This is a genomic window from Maccoyibacter intestinihominis, from assembly GCF_040096355.1.
GTDB lineage: Bacteria > Bacillota > Clostridia > Lachnospirales > Lachnospiraceae > Maccoyibacter > Maccoyibacter intestinihominis.
On sequence record NZ_JBBMEX010000009.1, the window covers coordinates 93,252 to 111,702 of the forward strand.

17 protein-coding genes and 1 other annotated feature are annotated in these 18,451 nt (G+C 42.1%); of the genes, 4 read left to right on the top strand and 13 right to left on the bottom strand.

Annotated elements, in window-relative coordinates:
* Position 1: 1 nt before the first annotated feature.
* Genes WMO43_RS09745 through WMO43_RS09765 form a run of 5 tightly spaced genes read right to left on the bottom strand, consistent with a single transcriptional unit; the run spans position 2 to position 7,551 of the window.
* Complete coding sequence (locus tag WMO43_RS09745) at positions 2 to 1,192, bottom strand: aminotransferase class V-fold PLP-dependent enzyme (RefSeq protein WP_353531030.1); 1,191 nt, start codon at positions 1,190 to 1,192, stop codon at positions 2 to 4.
* 10 nt (positions 1,193 to 1,202) lie between these two features.
* Positions 1,203 to 4,733, bottom strand: a complete 3,531-nt coding sequence (locus WMO43_RS09750) for a DUF6079 family protein (RefSeq protein WP_353531031.1) — start codon at positions 4,731 to 4,733, stop codon at positions 1,203 to 1,205.
* A 21-nt stretch (positions 4,734 to 4,754) separates the two neighbouring features.
* On the bottom strand, positions 4,755 to 5,615 hold the full coding sequence (locus WMO43_RS09755; protein ID WP_353531032.1) for a DUF4007 family protein: 861 nt from the start codon (positions 5,613 to 5,615) through the stop codon (positions 4,755 to 4,757).
* Positions 5,616 to 5,629: 14 nt separating this feature from the next.
* Positions 5,630 to 7,348, bottom strand: a complete 1,719-nt coding sequence (locus WMO43_RS09760; RefSeq protein WP_353531033.1) for a phosphoadenosine phosphosulfate reductase domain-containing protein — start codon at positions 7,346 to 7,348, stop codon at positions 5,630 to 5,632.
* The gene (locus WMO43_RS09765; RefSeq protein WP_177962145.1) at positions 7,345 to 7,551 is read right to left on the bottom strand and encodes a helix-turn-helix domain-containing protein; all 207 of its coding nucleotides are present in this window, start codon (positions 7,549 to 7,551) and stop codon (positions 7,345 to 7,347) included. The genes WMO43_RS09760 and WMO43_RS09765 overlap by 4 nt, the downstream gene beginning before the upstream one ends.
* A gap of 168 nt (positions 7,552 to 7,719) precedes the next feature.
* Here WMO43_RS09765 and WMO43_RS09770 point away from each other — a divergent pair, with 168 nt between their 5' ends.
* Positions 7,720 to 8,058: a helix-turn-helix domain-containing protein gene (locus tag WMO43_RS09770; protein ID WP_353531034.1), complete on the top strand. Its 339-nt coding sequence runs from the start codon at positions 7,720 to 7,722 to the stop codon at positions 8,056 to 8,058.
* Positions 8,059 to 8,109: 51 nt separating this feature from the next.
* Here the strand turns inward: WMO43_RS09770 and WMO43_RS09775 are convergent, their stop codons facing one another.
* The 4 genes from WMO43_RS09775 to WMO43_RS09790 are packed head-to-tail and all read right to left on the bottom strand — an operon-like array spanning position 8,110 to position 10,307.
* Positions 8,110 to 8,565, bottom strand: coding sequence for a DUF3021 domain-containing protein (locus tag WMO43_RS09775; protein WP_177962150.1), 456 nt, complete (start codon positions 8,563 to 8,565; stop codon positions 8,110 to 8,112).
* A 3-nt stretch (positions 8,566 to 8,568) separates the two neighbouring features.
* Positions 8,569 to 9,003, bottom strand: coding sequence for a LytTR family DNA-binding domain-containing protein (locus tag WMO43_RS09780; RefSeq protein WP_353531035.1), 435 nt, complete (start codon positions 9,001 to 9,003; stop codon positions 8,569 to 8,571).
* A gap of 18 nt (positions 9,004 to 9,021) precedes the next feature.
* Complete coding sequence (locus WMO43_RS09785) at positions 9,022 to 9,618, bottom strand: ATP-binding cassette domain-containing protein (RefSeq protein WP_353531036.1); 597 nt, start codon at positions 9,616 to 9,618, stop codon at positions 9,022 to 9,024.
* 8 nt (positions 9,619 to 9,626) lie between these two features.
* Positions 9,627 to 10,307 carry a hypothetical protein gene (locus WMO43_RS09790; RefSeq protein ID WP_353531037.1) on the bottom strand — a complete coding sequence of 227 codons (681 nt, stop codon included), beginning with the start codon at positions 10,305 to 10,307 and terminating at the stop codon, positions 9,627 to 9,629.
* A gap of 339 nt (positions 10,308 to 10,646) precedes the next feature.
* On the opposite strand from WMO43_RS09790, the gene WMO43_RS09795 reads away from it, so the two are divergent.
* Positions 10,647 to 10,805 (top strand): hypothetical protein, encoded by a 159-nt coding sequence (locus tag WMO43_RS09795; RefSeq protein WP_353531038.1) that lies wholly within the window; start codon positions 10,647 to 10,649, stop codon positions 10,803 to 10,805.
* Positions 10,806 to 10,815: 10 nt separating this feature from the next.
* On the opposite strand, the gene WMO43_RS09800 is transcribed toward WMO43_RS09795, so the two are convergent.
* Positions 10,816 to 11,247, bottom strand: coding sequence for a zinc ribbon domain-containing protein (locus WMO43_RS09800; protein ID WP_353531039.1), 432 nt, complete (start codon positions 11,245 to 11,247; stop codon positions 10,816 to 10,818).
* 181 nt (positions 11,248 to 11,428) lie between these two features.
* On the bottom strand, positions 11,429 to 12,019 hold the full coding sequence (locus WMO43_RS09805; RefSeq protein WP_353531083.1) for a manganese efflux pump MntP: 591 nt from the start codon (positions 12,017 to 12,019) through the stop codon (positions 11,429 to 11,431).
* A 337-nt stretch (positions 12,020 to 12,356) separates the two neighbouring features.
* Positions 12,357 to 12,617 (top strand) — a binding site (T-box leader).
* Between the two features lie 212 nt (positions 12,618 to 12,829).
* Here WMO43_RS09805 and tyrS point away from each other — a divergent pair.
* Positions 12,830 to 14,056 carry a tyrosine--tRNA ligase gene (gene tyrS, locus WMO43_RS09810; RefSeq protein ID WP_353531040.1) on the top strand — a complete coding sequence of 409 codons (1,227 nt, stop codon included), beginning with the start codon at positions 12,830 to 12,832 and terminating at the stop codon, positions 14,054 to 14,056.
* Positions 14,057 to 14,191: 135 nt separating this feature from the next.
* On the top strand, positions 14,192 to 16,189 hold the full coding sequence (gene acs / locus WMO43_RS09815) for an acetate--CoA ligase (protein WP_353531041.1): 1,998 nt from the start codon (positions 14,192 to 14,194) through the stop codon (positions 16,187 to 16,189).
* Positions 16,190 to 16,266: 77 nt separating this feature from the next.
* Here acs and WMO43_RS09820 read toward each other — a convergent pair whose 3' ends face one another.
* Positions 16,267 to 16,911, bottom strand: a complete 645-nt coding sequence (locus WMO43_RS09820; protein WP_178025500.1) for a MerR family transcriptional regulator — start codon at positions 16,909 to 16,911, stop codon at positions 16,267 to 16,269.
* A 202-nt stretch (positions 16,912 to 17,113) separates the two neighbouring features.
* Positions 17,114 to 18,448: a replicative DNA helicase gene (dnaB, locus tag WMO43_RS09825; RefSeq protein ID WP_353531042.1), complete on the bottom strand. Its 1,335-nt coding sequence runs from the start codon at positions 18,446 to 18,448 to the stop codon at positions 17,114 to 17,116.
* Positions 18,449 to 18,451 lie beyond the last annotated feature (3 nt).

Here is an 18,451-nt window from a genome sequence, read left to right on the forward strand (position 1 = left end):
GTTACCCCCTTGCGATTTCTTCCACTGCGTGTATGAGTTGCCTGATATCTTCTTTTGTATTAAACTGTCCGATGCCCACACGCACCGTTCCCCCATATGGTTCGTCTTTTAAATATTTATGAATCAGCGGTGCACAGTGATAGCCGCACCGGACTGCGATATGATAATCTTCATCGAGCAACATTCCTATATCATCCGAAAAATATCCTTCTATTGTAAAGGAACAGATGCCGCTCCTTTTTTCCTTATCCTGTGGAAAATAAGTATGGACTCCCTGTATTTTTTGAAGCTCTGTCTCTAACAGTTCCGTCAGTTCCCGTTCTTTTTGATAATGCTCCTCTATGGTCTGACACATTTCTTCATAATTACTTCCAAATGTTTCTATCGCCGCTTTCAATCCCGCGATCGCCGGTACGTTCGGACTTCCCGGTTCATAACGGTCGGGAAGAAGCTGCGGCATCTCTAAATTCAGTGAATTGCTTCCGGTTCCTCCTGCGATCACAAGTCCTAATTTTTCTGCATTTCCTGTAGATTGTGCGATATAACCGCCGACTCCAAACGGTCCGTAAAGTGTCTTATGACCCGCAAATATATAGTAATCAATGCCGCTTTGTTCCAGACGGACAGGGATCAATCCCAATGCCTGCGAACCATCCACGATCACCGTCATCTTTTCCGTATCTGTCAAAGCTGCCACTTCTTCAACCGGAAGAATATACCCTGTGACATTGCTGATATGTGTCATGGCAAGAACCGTTGGAGGGTTTTGGATAAACTGATAACGGATTTTTTCTAAATCAAGCTCTAAGGTCCCTGCATCTACCGACAATTCCTCTATCGCAAAGCCATAGCGTTTCTGTAAAAAATGCAGAGTACGCATGACCGCGTTATGCTCATAGGGTGAGACATAGACAATATCTTCTCTTTTCCATGGAAGACCTCCAAAAATCTGGTTGCATGCAAAGGTAGCAGAGGGTGTAAACACTACCTCTGCTGCCGGTTTTGCCTTTGTGAGTGTCAGAAGTAACCCTCTAGTATCTTCGATCAACTGTTTTGCCTGTTCTGCCAATGCATAACTGCCGCGTCCGGCATTGACTGCTGCATTTCGGTTTGCCCGGTCCAATGCCCGATAAACCGCCTCCGGTTTTGGAAAAGTGGTTGCGGCATTGTCCAGATAAATGTATTCTTCCATGATGTTTCCTCTACTGTAATAGTTTTTCTAATGCCTCCGCTAAAACAGCCACTTTCTGATTTGTCTCTAAGCTGTCACCAAAGTTATCCAGTGCCTCTTCGATCATATTTTTCAAAAATTCACTGGTGCTGTCTTTTACGTCCGCATCATAATATTTGTGGATCTCCGCTCCATCCGCCGTCTTTAGGAAAATCTCTTTTTGTCCGTTTTCTAAACCGGCATCTTCCTTTGCCGCCTCTGTCTTTTGGCGTATCTTTGTAATGTCACGCAGGAATTTTTCCTGTAATCTGTCATTCCAGTCCTCAATATAGATATCTTCCAGACGTTTGGATAATACGGCAACAATCTCCCGCTCGTCGTTGGTATTCAGTTCTCCCACATATTCCATAAAACTCTTGATCTTTTTGTTCAATACATAGCGTTTGGAACGGTTTTGCTGTCTGCCATACCAGTCCTGCAGACATGCCTTGAGACTGTCGCTTTCTTTTGCACCAAATATTTTTTTGATCTCCTTTGCCGTATCTTCTATCGCATTTTCAAAATGCGTATCCATGCTCCACTTCATTTCCCTGACTATAAGCCCCGTCATCTGATTTTTAGAAGAATCCATGGCATTCGGAAGCTGCTCAAACAAAAATTCTCTCGGATTTAACTCCGTCTGCTTTAATAACCTTCGGAAATTTCTGACCGCATAGAGCATTTCCTGCGGATAGCGTTCACTGACCCGCGTATACTGCGGCAGGGAACGATACCATTTCTGCATATTTTCCATAATGACGGAAAGTCGGTTGGAACGTATGATTTTTTCCGTCTGCGCATCACAAAAGATATCCTCCATTTCCTGTAAATAAAGCTCTTTTTCCATATCTTTCTTTTCTATATAAAGATCATAGCTTTCCGGAAACTGGTTGATATTGTTCAGCACTTCTACCGTGATCAGCAGTTCCTTATTTCCAAGGTACAGCACCGGCATGCCTTCTAGCAGATAAAATTTCCACGCAAGAAACAGCGGAAGCACACCTTTTCGCACCCCATAATCTTTGCCCTGCAAGCGTTCATAGAGCATCTGAAAAGATACCCGCTTTCCACTTGCTTTCACAAAAAAGTCCTCGATTTCCTCCATGATCTTCCGACAGCCGCCGTCTAACGGAAACTCTTCTCCGGCAAGTCCTGTCCGAAGAAATGCCGCACGGTACACCATTGCCTGAGGACTGCTGCCCCGCTCATATTCCTCTAAATCTTTTCCATCTAAAATGGCTCTTACCACATCATTTCTTGCCTTTAAGTACTGTCCCTGCACATTCTGGATATTCAAAAGCTCATGGTTGATCCTTGGTGCTAACGAATAGTAGTCTTCACAGATCTGGCTTAAATACCGGTTAAATTCCATTCCGGTCCGGATATGCGGCTCTTTCCTGCTTGTATGAAGTACATAACAGCCACCGTTTTCCGGCATAAAATCTCTTTTTAATCTCTCATTTACTTCATAGCGGATGTCCTCTTCATAGAGGTCTAACTCCTGACGGAGCGCTTTATTCTCTTCAATAAAATGCTCATCCTTTGCAAGGCTTCTGACTGCCGCAAGACGCAAAAGCGCCCATTCCGATAAAAATTCTTCTTTAGGCAGTAACACGATAATACGTTCATCCCCTAATTCCCGCAGATGACGCAGCACTTTTTCCTTTTCTACCTTGTCTGCTGTCACGATCGCTAAGATATATCCATCGGAAAAACGGTGCTCGAAAAAGACCTTTGCACTGCCAATGGAAAGGAAGTCTTCATATTCAATGAATTCATATCGGAAATATCTTGTCATTGCACGGTCCTGATTGTACTGTTTTGGAACGGCATAGGTCAGTTCGGAAATCTCGTTTAACACTTTACAGGTATTGATGCTATGACGCAGCCGCCGGATTTCTTTTTCAATCGCCTCCTCGATATTAATACCGATATTGTTCTTAAATGCATAGGTACCAAGACTTGAGCGGAAAAAGACCACCTCTTTTTTCATCAGCTCACGCATTGCCTTGTCACACTCTTCTTTTTCGATATTCAGCGCCAGACAGATCGGCTTATTCAGTACCGCTAACTCTTCCGGGCGGCGTATCATACGGATGATCGCCATTGCCTTAATGATCCTTTTTTCAATCTCCGTATCCGCTTTCGTTAAAGCATACTCTGCTTTTAACCATTCGTTATGGATATAGGTCTCATCCACAGTCTCCCGAAACAGATTTTTGAAATAATCATAGACATATTCTACACCGATCAGATTTTCTCTGTTCCTGCCCTCCATAATGCGGTTCAGGCTGCCCGGTTCGTTTCCCGCTAAAAATGTAAAAACCGTTCTTTCGTTCTGTCCGATTTTTTCACTGATATTCAGCAGTGCATATGCACATACCGGAGTCAGCGGATAGCAGCCTTTTGCCACGATCTGATTAAAATCCTCTTTTTCAAAAAGATGTGAAAAACAGGCAAGCTGATAAGACGCTTCTGCCCTTTCCTGTATTTCCGGGGTATAAAATCCCTCTTTCTTATGCAGTGCATGCTCAATCAGTTCATAATTATTCTGGGAAGAAACTACAAACCGGATCTCTTTCAGCCGCCCTTCTACCCCACGGAATGCATGGATCATTTCCGAATCAATACTTTTGACATACTCATGGATACTCTTATGCGCCACAAAGGTCAGATACATCTGCTCTTCTTTCCGGCTGTCTGCCAATTCGCACATATCCTGCAAAATCTTCATATCCTTTGCAAAATTCTTTGCTTCATGTCCTTCTATATACTTACTGAATTCATCAAAGATGATATAAATGCCGGCATATCCGTACTTTGCACAAAGCACACGGTTGACCTCTTCATAGACCCGAAGTGCTTCTTTTTGCACCATTGGATTGAAAACACTTCCGGATGTCAGTACCGGGTAAAATTCTTTGAATTCTAAGAGTGCAGCTTCTTTTTGTTTTTTTAAACGTTCCTTAAATAAAGAGGCGGTACATCCTCTCTCTTCTAACATTTTTTCAAACCGCTGATAGGTGTCGGGATAGGATTCCTTCCAACTCTCCATCGTACGGACGGCTTCACTGTACTCACTCGGAAGCGGCAGATCTCTGATACCGGTCTTTTTTAATGCCTCCTGTAATGCAAAAATAAATGATTCGTTTAAATCTCCCTGAAAAGAAGAGACGATCACCGGCAAAAACGGTCTTCCCACTTCGGCAAGCTCCATAAAAAGCAACTTTGTTGAATTGTCGGCTTCTATGATTTTTTTCTGTATTTCTGCTGTCTCGTCTTTGCTTTTACACAGTAATGCCAGCAACACCAGCAAAAGATGCGATTTTCCTTTTCCATAAGGACCAATCAGTATTGTTGCATGTTCGCCCTGTCCCCGCACAATATTTGTCAGATACTGTTTTAAAATGGATACGGAGGAACGTGTCGGGATATAGCGGTTTACTAATGCCATATCCCCTGTATCTAAAGTAAGATTGATTGATTTTTGAAATCTTGTGTCTACATTTACGAAATTTTTCATCTGTCTGTTCTCCCCTCTTCTCTATGGTCGGAAGTATTTTTTAACAATTTCTTCTCCTGTTACAGACTGGTTCAGATATACCATGTCCAAGCCTGCTGTCCGGTTCATTTGTATATAATTTTTTTGTTCTAACTCTTCAAGTTTTTCTACCAGACCGGTCCTCTTCAAATTCAGGATCCTGCCCGGCGAATCCTTTCCTGTCAGAAGATCATCGATACTGACAGCTCCTTCTTTGGACGTGCAGTCTTTCAAAAGATACCCGACGATCTCTGCCGGAAGCAGATGCAGCGGCGGCTGGCTTTTCCAGTAAAGACTGCCCTTTTGTTTTACCAATTCAAAAATGCCAAACGGGCTGATGTTCTTTTCCTCCGGATCACTTTCCCGCTCCGGCTTCCTTACATACATACGAAGCAGTGCCTCTCCGTCTGCTTCTACGGATTTTTCCGAAAATTTTTTAAGTCCTTCCAGATTTCCGGCTTTGTTTATCAGCTCTTTCACCAGTTCGTCTTTGGTAAATTCTATTTCATCATATTCATTAAAAAAAAGACTCCAAGCGGTTGCCTGCCCACGATTTTTTACGATATTACAGTGAATGATCCACAGAGAAAACGGATCTTCTAAATATTTGTCATATTCCCATATCTGCTCTCCGAGCTTTGAAAGGAATACACCCTGTTTTCCCCGCTCTTTTAACAATCCGCAGGTACGCATCCAATAGCGGATCGCCTTTGCCATGTTCGGACCCACTCCGAGCACATCTGCTCCATAGTTCTGTGAAAAGACAAACGGATCATTTCTCACTTCCCTCATGCCTTTATTGAGCCAGCCCTCCCGCAAAATAAAGCTTTCATGCCCTTTAAAACGGTATTTTATCTTTGTCATGGTTTCTTCACCTGTTAATTTCTTTTAATTGCCAGTACCTTTCTCATATAACATCCTGCAGAAAAATGACTGACACATTCCCTGCACCTTACACATTTTTCATCCAAAATCTGATAATGGATGTTCCCATCGTCGTCTTCTTTTATGGAAATCGCATCATGCCTGCATACGCTCTCACATGCAAGACATCCCATACACATCTGGTATTTGGTAATCTGACACTTTATCTTATCTTCCGTAATCTTCTGATCTAATAGGGTAACCTTCAGCTTCTTCGTTCCTATCCTCCCCTGAAGCTTCAACTGCGGTACTCCGTTCTTTCCTAATATATAGACTTCTCCAAGTCTTTCATTTCCAAGCTCATAATTCAGATAGCCAAACGGACGGAACAATTCATAAAGTTCTGTTTCTATCGGCTTTTGCAGCTCATAATTATAGGTATTTTCCTGCGTCGCACATGGCTCGAATGCAATGACGGATTTCTGTGCATAGGCAACTCCGTTCCCTCCCTGTCTTGCCTTCCAATATCCTTCATCCACATATACCTCTGCATCTTCTTTTCCAATTTCCCTTGCAAACTCCAAAAGCATCTCCCGAAAATGCGTACTCTGCTCCTTCATATGGATTTTTGATAAAAACTCCGACCATCCACTGTTATTCGGGCAGCACCAGCAGCCCACTCTCGCATAACCCAGCCGGTATGCCCGGTTAAAGTCGATTCCCGTAGTCAGAAGATAAAGCCAGATGTCAAAATCCATCCAGTCAATGATCGGTGATATGATCCTCTGTTTTGTGATCTTCGGACTGTCCGAATCCCTGTCATACTTGCTCCTGCTTGCCGACTCACTTCTTCGGATGCCGTAAAAAGTCAGGATTTCTTTTTTATTGCGAAACAGGGACTTGATGGTCTTTTGGATGCTTCCGGTCTTAAAGACCGTACAACACCAGCGCATCACACGGCTTGGCGGCCCGATCATACGACAGAGTTCCTCAAAATCCTTCTCTTTGTTGCAAGCGGTAATGACCGGTGTCTGCGGATGCTCCTGCTTAAAACGTTTTACATATTCATAGGTAAATGGAAATTCCAGTGTCGTATCACCAAAAATGTGGAGCACTTTCGGGTTTCCGAGTGCCCGCATGACCAGATCAGAAACAACGGTAGAGTCTTTTCCACCGCTGAACGAAACAAACATTTCCATAAAGTTATAATCTGCTGCCACTCTGCGGATATACTCATCTGCCTCTTCCACCAGTGCCTCATAACGCTCTCTGTTTGCCTGTAAGAATATCTCCATCTGTTCTTTAAAATACCGGTCTGTATTTTTTTCCTGATAGTTCTGATATTCTTCCCGCACTTTATCAATATTCAGTTGTTTTAAATCCTTTACGGAAAAAGGAATTCTCTTCCCATCTACATAATAGTGATTTCCTGAACCATTCCACACAGACTTCTCTAAAAATGCATAGGGTGTCCCCAAAATGAGTTCTAACAGCAGCCTCTCTTCCGGAAAGACCGGACGCAGATCCGTTGCCAGCTTCTTTCCTTTCTTATTACAGATAGGGCAGACTTCCTCATATATAGGGGTTTTGCAGCTTTTGCACCAGTATATCTGTGAGCCGGCATCTGCTCTCTGACCACAGGATGGACAGATGCTTGTCTTACATACGGTATTGGTGCAGGGTAAATCTTCTCCTGTCTTAATGTCCTTATTGCGGCATATATATGTAATCATTTTTCTCCCTGTCTGATCGGTATAGTTTGGGGGTTAATTTGAAGATAGGAACAAAGTGCTAAAAATTCGTCTGCGTCCAGACTTTCTTTTGTTCCCGGAATCAGCTTTTTCTTTGGTATATGAAGTTCCCTGCTTATTTTTTCTGTAGAAATTCCATGATCTTCCATGTACTTTGCAAGCCATAATGTCGCTTCATTCCTCATATACGATCCTCCTGTTTTCTTTGAAGAAGAGAATTCCCCCACTTAGAACTCCATTATATTCTTTTTATAAAGGAATATCAATACGGTATTTCCTTGATTTCAAAGAATTTTTCAGACTTTATTGACGCAAAATATAGGGTACTATATGATAACGAAAGAGGTGAAAACATGAAAAACCCAAATATTGCAAAAGTTTTAAAAGAATATAGAAAACAAAACCACTACTCGGTGGAAGATGTGGTCTTTAAATTAGAGGAACAAAATCTTCCATTTGCCACAAAGACCATTTACGGATGGGAAAGCGGACAGACCCAGCCGGATGCGGATACGCTGTTAGTCCTTTGTAAAATTTATAAGATTGATAATATTTTAGAGACTTTCGGCTATCAGCCGCCGTCAGAAGAGCTCTTCCTCTCTAAAGAAGAGCATGAATTGATCCAGAAATACCGGCAACACGAAGAGATGCAGAATGCCGTGAAGAAGTTACTGGGTGTCGGTGAGGATTAGGGTGGACAAAAGCAGCTTCGGAAATTTCCAAAGCTGCTTTTACCGCATCCACTATGCTTCTTTTGTCACATGAACTTCATCCTCATCTTCGAGCTCCCTGATCCTTTCATTGATCCTTTCTGCCGTTCTCCTGTCCCGAAGCATGAATACGACCCAGAGCAATACTGATGTTCCAAGGCTTGCTAAGATCGGAGGCATGCACTGTCTTATCCCTCCTGCTAACGAGAACCATCCTACGGCATATCCGGTAATCAAAAAGATGACACATCCCGTTCCCATATGGATCAGAATTTTTACCGCATAGGAAAAATCGGTTGTTTCATATACGATTCCGGGAACAGAAAAACCAAGTCCCACGATGACTGCCCCAATGACCATTTTGGTATAATTGTAATTTTTTAATGTAAACACTCCCTGGTTTGCCACATCCGCTACCAAACCGAATACAGCGAAGAGTGCCAGTGCCAGACCGACACCTTTTATGGAAAGTTCTATGATTCTTTTCATGATTTATAATCCTAAATATTCTTTGAATTTTGGAAGGTACTTTCTTGAAATACTGTCCTTACTGCCGTTTTTCATTACCAATAGCATCGTTCCGTTAAAATACGGTTCTACATATGCAATATATTTGAGATTTACCAGCGTTGTTTTAGAAATCCGCATAAAGCCTTCGCCCAGTGCTTTTTCAATATCGCACAACCGCTTTTTCGCACTGTATTTTTTTTCTTTACAATGAATCCATACGGCTGCATCTTCTATGCGGATCATATAGATATCCCTTGCAAAAAGAACAATGCTTCTCTCATCTTCATTTGCAATTACGATCCTGTTGGATGCATGAATGGAATCCGCTGTCTCACGCACTTCATCGGTAATCTCATTCGTGTAGATCACCGCATACGGCTCATATGCATCCTGTGTAAGTCTGATTTCTACCTTCACGGTATTTCTCCTGTCAACTTAATCCAAATTTATGACATGGATGTCACTTCCGTTTATTCTACTATCCTCCTCATGTGATGTCAATATAACGCCCTTTCCTTCTGATGCAAATGCTTCTATGACTTTCCACAAAATCTCCTTTTTCTCGGTGTCTAAATAGGCGAACGGCTCATCTAAAATGTACCATTCCCTGTCTAACGACAGCAATACCATGGAATACAGGTATTTCCTCTCACCACCTGACAACAGCCCCCACTGTTTTTCCATCAATGTCTTTACATCAACTTTTTTATCTATGTCAAATCTTTCCGTAAACTCAAAAAACTTTTCTCTTTCCCTGCTTTTATTGTCCAGCCGATATACAAATTTTACAAAATCCGTTCCTGTTAAACGATCTGCAAAAAAGATGTTTTGGTTAATATAAACGATATTCTCATTCCCCGATATCCGTTGTTTCTGGTCATTTCTGATCCCTGCCACATAGTCTAACAGCATGGTTTTTCCCGAACCATTCTGCCCCTTCAGATAATTCAATCCCTTCTGAAAAGTCATTGTCATGGTCTTGTGACACGGTTCTATGGATAGTTCATCGACAAAAATATTTTCCGCACACATCCTGCTTCTCACCTCCTTTCATTGGAACCCGGTTCAAATTTTATGATCCCTAACATGCCAAGTGCTATGGATACCAGCGACACAATACTATACAGGATCAGATTGTTCATGGTTTTCTGCATCAGCATTTGCGAGATATAAAACATTGGATTGTACCTGTTGATCGTGAGATCCGTACTTAGCAGCATAAACATTCCAAATATCACAACAGAAAAAATCGTCCGTATCGTATCGGCATGAACACTGGGCAGCAGTGTAACCACATAACTCAGGAATGCAAACGGTATACACACCAGGATCGTATAGATACTGTAAAAAAGAATATGCGTTATTGAAAATCCTTTTGCAATTATTACAACAATATCAAATATTCCGATACTGATAATGCAGAACAATATCTGTGTCAACAGATTCCCTAAGAAAAAACTCCAGGAGGAACGCTGTATCGAAAAAATTGTTCTAAGACTTCCCGATTCCCTTAATTCCAGTGCATACAAGCCGATCCCATAGATATAGGAACAGAGGACCATATACACCCACCAATAGATCAATTCTACTTCACTTGAGATCGCATCTTTGTCTATCCAGAACATTACCAGTGGTAAAGCAATGGACCAGACAAAAGAAATCTTGTTTTTTAAAAGTGCTTTGATATTAAATGTTACATATGCCAGAATACTGTTTAACATATTCTCCTCTCCCTTTTAGCTATATCAAAGATGCTGTTATTCTAGCAGTTTACTTTTTGGTTGTGTGAAAAAACGGGATAACATGACAAATATAGCGAATGAAATACAAGAGACGGCTTCTGAAATGCAATCTTTCCAAAATTTTTTTGTGCAAATTTATCATAGACTTTTTTATAATATTGTATATACTGATGCTAGAAAACAACACAGGCTCACTTGCTGAGGGAATCAGATCGGCTGATCCGGGCACTCCCCTGTATAAAAAATAATCGTGAACGATTGCCGGTAGCAAGGCTCTCGGATAAGTCCGGGAGCTTTTGTTTTCTAATAGGAGGAATCATGAATATTTCGGACATACAACGATGTGCTGATTTCTTCCAAGAACATTATTTGAAGACATTTTATCTTGTGATCACATATGATGGAAAAAGCCTGCCGGGAATCCTCAACGAATTCCCGGCAGGCTTTCATTTCTTACAATATTTCATCAAGTTTTAAAAATGGCTTCTTACAGTTCTTCCTTTTTCTCCTCTTCGGATACTTCTTCTACTGTCACATCCTCAGCCTCAGGATCTGTATCGACTACAACAGAAACTTTCTCGCCACAGGCACTACAGAATTCTGCTCCGTCAGCTAACTCTGCTCCGCATTTTGGACAGGTCTTGGTTCCTTTTAATTCCATGATCTCAAGTTTCATTCTTTCGATCTCTTCTAAAGCCTCTTTGATCAATTCAAAATGCTCTGCTCCATCTACTTCGCTCTCTGTCTTATGCTCTTCATAATAGATTCTTCCAAGTTCTGTATACTGTCTCTGAACATAGTCCTCTTTTGCCTTAATATCCAGGTTCAGCTTTGCAACACCTGATAAATCCTTTGCTTTCTGTGTTGCATCTTTTCCAACGTTTACAATTGTCTCTCCAAGTTTATCAAAAAATGCCATCGTTCTTCCCCTTTCTATGTATGGTTGAATTTTGTTGTGCGTCATTACATCGTGAGCATAGCTCCCTCAATAATTTCACCGCTCGTCAATCATGCGAGCATGTTGACTCGCTTGCACTCATTATACCATGCACCCTCATTACCATGCAATTCCAATACCATAAATTTTCTGTAAAATATCCTTAAACAATTCCTAAATGCTCTAATAAAATCTTAATTCCAAGTAAAATCAGAATAATTCCACCGGCAAGCTCTGCACGGCTCTTATATTTACTTCCGAATATATTTCCAATAAAGACTCCTGCTGCTGAAATTACAAACGTCACACTTCCTATAATGATGATCGCAGGTACGATATTTACCTGTAAAAAAGCAAACGTCACGCCGACTGCGAGTGCATCAATACTGGTTGCGATCGCCAGTAAAAACAACTCTTTTATATCCAGATGTTCCTCCGCTGCCTCTGCGGCGCAAAGACAGACTTCATCTTCCTCATCCTCTCCACGAAGAACCTCTACCACCATATGTCCACCGATCACAACCAGAAGAACAAATGCGATCCAGTGGTCAAATGCTTTGATATAGTGTTCAAACTGTATTCCGGCAAGCCATCCGATAAACGGCATCAATGCCTGAAATCCTCCAAAAAACAATGCAATGATAAAACAATGTTTCTTATTAATAGTTTTCATATTCAGACCCTTACAGATAGACACTGCAAATGCGTCCATTGCAAGTCCGACTCCGATCAATAATAATTCCAAATATCCCATTACTTTCTTATCTCCTTTGTATTCATTTTGTTCTGATCTCCCGATCTTTTTAAAAATCATGTCCGCAAATTCTGTCTGCCACACAAAAAGACCCACGCATACCAGAAAATCTGATATACATGAGTCTCATTTTTTAAGATTTGCCAGGTCACATCTAACATGACCGGGTCTGTTGACAAACCACGATTTCTCGCAAACTACTCCCTCACGGAATCACTTTCGTAATCATATCTTATTGATTCTCATTTGTCAATTATTTTATCCACTTTTTTATCCACTTTTGACCTTTCATTGTTGACAAACCCGCATTTTAACCCTATAATGACGGTAGTTTTACAGACAGGCGTAGAAAAGAAGAAGTAGGAATGAGAACAGTCATACAGAGAGTAACCGGTTGCTGAGAGGTGCATGAGCTGCTGATTCTGAATACATCTTGGAGCCTTGCACCGAATATTTTATTTTTAAAAATTAGTAGGCTGCAACGGATTCGCACACGTTATCGTGCCAAAGTATCGCTTTTTGCCGTACTTATTGAGACAGACAGTGTGAACTGGCTGTAAACTTAGGTGGTAACACGGGTATGTTCCCCGTCCTTTGATTAGGGCGGGGCTTTTTTATTTTTGAATTAAGATGTCCAAACTAATGTATAGTTGCACAAATAACCTATTCCAAGTTTCATTTCCATTACACAAAAAGAAACTTTTCATAGTTTATTTGTGCTAGTTACAAGTAATATCAAGTTTGGACATCCGGATCATTCATAAAAATACCCCGAAACAACATTATATTATTATTAAAGGAGACAGAACTATGACATTATACGACGAACTTGTAGCCCGCGGATTAATCGCACAGGTTACGGATGAAGAAGAGATCAAAGAACTGATCAACAATGGAAAAGCTACTTTTTATATCGGTTTCGACCCGACGGCTGACAGCCTTCATGTCGGACATTTTATGGCACTCTGCTTAATGAAACGTCTTCAGATGGCCGGAAACAGACCGATCGCATTGATCGGTGGCGGTACCGGAATGATCGGTGATCCATCCGGACGTACCGATATGCGTCAGATGATGACACCGGAAACCATTCAGCACAACTGCGACTGCTTCAAAGAGCAGATGAGCAAATTTATCGACTTTTCTGATGGAAAAGCGCTGATGGTCAACAATGCAGACTGGCTGATGGATTTAAACTATATTGATGTATTACGCGAGGTTGGTGCTCATTTTTCCGTTAACCGCATGCTGACGGCTGAGTGCTATAAGCAGCGTATGGAAAAAGGATTGAGCTTCTTAGAATTCAACTACATGATCATGCAGAGCTACGATTTTTACGCATTATACCAGAAATATGGCTGCAACATGCAGTTCGGCGGTGATGACCAGTGGAGCAACATGCTTGGCGGTACCGAGCTGATCCGTCGTAAACTCGGCAAAGACGCTTACGCAATGACCATTACCCTGCTTCTCAATTCCGAGGGCAAAAAAATGGGAAAAACCCAGAGCGGTGCCGTATGGCTCGACCCGAATAAGACTTCTCCATTCGATTTCTACCAGTATTGGAGAAATGTTGCCGATGCCGATGTTTTAAAATGTATCCGTATGCTGACCTTCCTTCCATTAGAAGAAATCGACAAAATGGATAGCTGGGAAGGCAGCCAGTTAAATCAGGCAAAAGAAATTTTAGCATTTGAACTGACCAAATTAGTTCATGGCGAAGAAGAAGCAAAAAAAGCACAGGACAGCTCCCGCACACTCTTTTCCGGCGGCGGAAATGCTGAAAATATGCCAACTGCTGTTTTAAAGGAATCCGATCTGCGTGACGGTTCTATCGATATTTTAGGCGTACTGGTTGCAACCGGATTATGTGCATCTCGTTCCGAAGCCCGCAGAAATACCGAACAGGGTGGCGTATCTGTCGATGGTGAAAAAGTACAGGATATCCACACTTCCTACACCCCACAGGACTTCGCAGAAGGTAAAGTTGTAAAGCGTGGAAAGAAAAAATTCTGCAAAGTTACCTTTGAATCCTAAATTTTGTTAAAAAAATAACAATTACCTATTGACAAATAATTAACAATCTGTAAAATAGAATATAAGAAATGTATTTTTTCAAGTACAATCTTGCACAAAATGAAATACAAATTATAAGGACAGGGGGTCTTTACCATGACAGAGAAAAGAGATGATTTATACTTACCTTCAAGAGAATTTGTTGAACAGGCTCACATTCAAAGCCGTGCAGAGTACGAAAGAATGTGGAAACAATCTATTGAAGACCCGGATACCTTCTGGGGTTACATCGCAAAAGATTTCCACTGGTTCAAACCTTGGACACAGGTTTACCGTGGCGAACCGGAGATCGGAGATAACGAATGGTTCGTAGGTGGAAAAACAAACATTTGTTATAACTGTCTGGATGCACAGATTGAAAAAGGAAGAGGCGATAAGGTTGCACTTCTGTTTCAGGGTGAACCGGAAGCAGACTGCAAGAGATTTACTTACAATGATCTTTTAAAGCATGTGTGCCGTTTTGCAAACGCTCTGAAAAAGAACGGTGTAAAGAAAGGTGACCGCATCGTATTATATCTTCCGATGATCTGGCAGCTTCCGGTCGTTATGCTGGCATGTGCAAGAATCGGAGCCGTTCATACTGTTGTATTCGGTGGTTTCTCCGCTGAAGCATTAGCAGACCGTATGTTAGCATGCGGTGCTAAGAAGATGGTTACTACCAACGGCTACTGGCGCTCAGGACAAAAGATTAATGCAAAGGCAAATGCAGATAAGGCTTGTATGTTATGTGCAAATGCAGGTCTTACCATTGACGATGTATTCGTTGTAGACCGCATGGTAGACTTTGAAGTTCCTTATATTACCTATAGAGACACTGCTCTTTCTAAAGAACTGATGCTGGATGAAATTTCTGATTACTGTCCGGCAGAAAAAATGGATGCCGAAGATCCTCTCTTCATTATGTATACCTCCGGTTCCACCGGAAGTCCGAAAGGAACTCTGCATACCACCGCAGGCTACATGGTTTATACTTATACAACCTTCAAGTATATCTTTGACTATAAGGAAGATGATATTTTCTTCTGTACCGCAGATATCGGCTGGATCACCGGACATTCCTACATTGTATACGGTCCGCTTTTAAATGGAGCAACCACTGTGATGTATGAATCTGTTCCAACTTATCCGGAACCTGACCGTTTCTGGCATATTATTGATAAATTTAAAGTTACTATTTTCTATACAGCACCTACTGTAATCCGTGCTTTGATGAATCAGGATATTCAGTGGATTGAAAAACATGATCTCTCCACTCTGCGTCTTTTAGGTTCCGTAGGTGAACCGATCAACCCGGAGGCATGGCATTGGTACAGCCACTACGTTGGACACGACCGTTGTCCTATCGTTGATACCTGGTGGCAGACAGAGGCAGGCGGTGTTTTAATTTCTACCATTCCGGGAGCTTTTGGTTCTAAGCCGGGAAGTGCAGCACTTCCATTCTTCGGTGTAAAACCGGTAGTTCTCCGCAGCAGAACCTCAGGAGATGAACCTGCTGTTGAAGCAGATGTCAATGAAAAAGGTGAGCTTTGCTTAGCATCCGCATGGCCGGGAATCATGCGTACACTTTACGGTGAGCCGGAACGCCATCAGAATGGATATTATACACAGCAGCCGGGATACTTCTTTACCGGTGACGGTGCATACAAAGATGTAGATGGATATTTCTGGATCACCGGACGTATTGATGACGTTGTAAACATCTCCGGTCACCGTCTTGGTACCGTAGAGATTGAAGATGCCTTACTTTCTCATCCGGCAATTGTGGAAGCCGCTGTTGTTGGTTATCCACATAAGGTAAAAGGTGAAGATTTATATGCATTTGTTATTTTAGATAAAAATTCTAAAGAAAGCGAAGAAGATATCCGCAAGGAATTAAAAGCAGTTGTCCGTTCCGATATCGGACCTATCGCAGTTCCGGGCAAGATTCAGTTTGTAAGAGAAATGCCTAAGAACCGCTCCGGCAAAGTTGTACGCCGTATTCTTCGTAAGATCGCATCAAATGAAATTGATGAAATCAGTGATTCCATGATTAACATCCTCGCTGAACCGGGTGTTGTAGATGAGATTGCCCAGAACAGAATCGGAGATAAGTAATAATTTGATACCATACATACTTGAAGCTGCATACGATTGCTCGTGTGCAGCTTCTTCTCCGTTCTAAGGAACGTCTGTTATGTCAGTTGTGTTGTCTTTGGCAGGACTGCCTTATCCTTTGATTTTTTATGAAAAAGTTTCTTAGACTTATGATGCTGACGAATGGCTTCATCCAGTCTGCGATACCGCTCCTCCGCCTGCTCTTCCTGCTCTCTTGCTAAGTAATTCATTTCTTTTAGGACGCGTTCTCCTACCTGCTCTCCCACTGCAAGTCCCAGTGCCTGATTGTTCTCCTCAATTGCTCTTTTTACAATTCCTGTCATCAGATTCTGAAACTGTTCCATCTTTTCGTCTGCCCCGGTCTTACTACTCTGTACACGTTGCTTTGTGATCTGTGTGACCTGTGCCATCTGAGGCTGTGCTGTTGCCGCCGGAACCTGTGGTTTTTCCTTCGCCTTCGCTTTTTCCTTCGGTTGAGGTTCTGTCTCTAAAAGCGGCTGCTCTTCGTGTAAGAGCATCTTAATGGCTTTTAGCTGGTAACCTTTTTCCTTTAAGTCTTTTATCTTTTGAAATTGCTCAATGTTCTCTTTGGTATAATACCGGTGTCCCTGTTCATTTCTTGGGACGCTTAAATCCAGTTCTTCTTCCCAGTAACGTAACGCATGTGATTCTACATCCATCATCTGTGCAGCATCCGAAATTGTGTAACGTACTTTTTCCAAACTCTCTATACCTCCTATGCAATTTTCCTAAGATATCAGTATGTGTCCCGGCTTGTCCGATGGAATGTACAGTGCATATCCAATATCTTATTCTATTATATCAGAGCCTAGAACGTTTACAAGAATTTTTCATCGTGAAAATATGACACAAAAAAACAGATACAGGCGGTTTTCCGTCTGCATCTGCATGATTCGTCTTTTTCTACTGTTTTTCCATGTTTGCAAATTTGGTGTATTGCGGCAGCCATACGAGATTTACGGTTCCGATCGGGCCGTTTCTCTGCTTTGCGATATTGATCTCTGCAATTCCCTTCATGTCGCTGTCCTTGTTATAATAGTCATCACGATAGATGAACATTACCACATCGGCATCCTGCTCGATTGCTCCTGACTCACGCAGATCTGAAAGCATCGGACGGTGCTCCGGTCTCTGTTCTACGGCACGGCTGAGCTGTGACAGTGCGATCACCGGAACATTCAGCTCTCTTGCAAGTGATTTTAAGGAACGTGAAATATCGGATATTTCCTGCTGTCTGGAATCGGAACCTCTGCCGGAACCGGACATCAACTGTAAGTAGTCGATGATGATCAGTTTCAGATCATGTTCTAATTTATACTTTCTGCACTTGCTGCGAAGCTCCGATATGGAAATTCCGGGCGTATCATCTATGATCAACTTGGATTTTCCTATCGTCCCCGCTCCTTCGATCAGTTTCTCCCAGTCGGAGTCCGCTAAATTTCCGGAACGGAGCAGCTGTGCATCCACATGCGATTCTAAGGCAAAGAGACGGTTTACTAACTGCTCTTTTGACATCTCAAGACTAAAGATCGCGGTACACTCATCTTCGTGAAAAGCAACATACTGTGCAATATTTAGGACAAATGCCGTTTTTCCCATGGAAGGTCTTGCTGCGACTAAGATCAGGTCTGACGGCTGTAGTCCCGACATCTTATAATCTAAATCGATAAAGCCAGTCGGGATTCCGGTCACATTTCCCTTTGTTTTTGCCGCTAACTGAATCTTTTCTAAGGCATTTAATACAACATCTTTGATCGGAACATAGTCTCCGCCACCCTGGTTCTGTAAGAGTGTAAAAATGCTCTTTTCCGTATCAGCAAGGATGTCCTCCACCGGGTCTTTTTGTGCATATGCTGCATTTTCGATACCTTCGGTCGTGCGGATCAGTTCCCGTAAGAGTGCCTTTTCTTTTACGATATTTGCATAATATTTGATATTTGCAGAAGTTGGTACTGATGCCACGATGTTTCCCACATACTCTAAACTGCTGACTTCCGGCGGTACATTTTTCTCCTTTAAACGGTTCTGCAGAGTAACTAAATCTACCGGCTGTCCGTCATTAAACAGCTCTAACATCGCTTCAAAGAGTATTCCATACTGCTTGTGGTAAAAATCTTCTGTTGTTAAAATCTCGGATGCCGCCATGACTGCTTCTCTGTCCATGATCATGGAACCGATGACAGACTGTTCTGCCTCTAGGCTGTTTGGCATTACCCGCTTGATTACGGATTCTTCCATCAG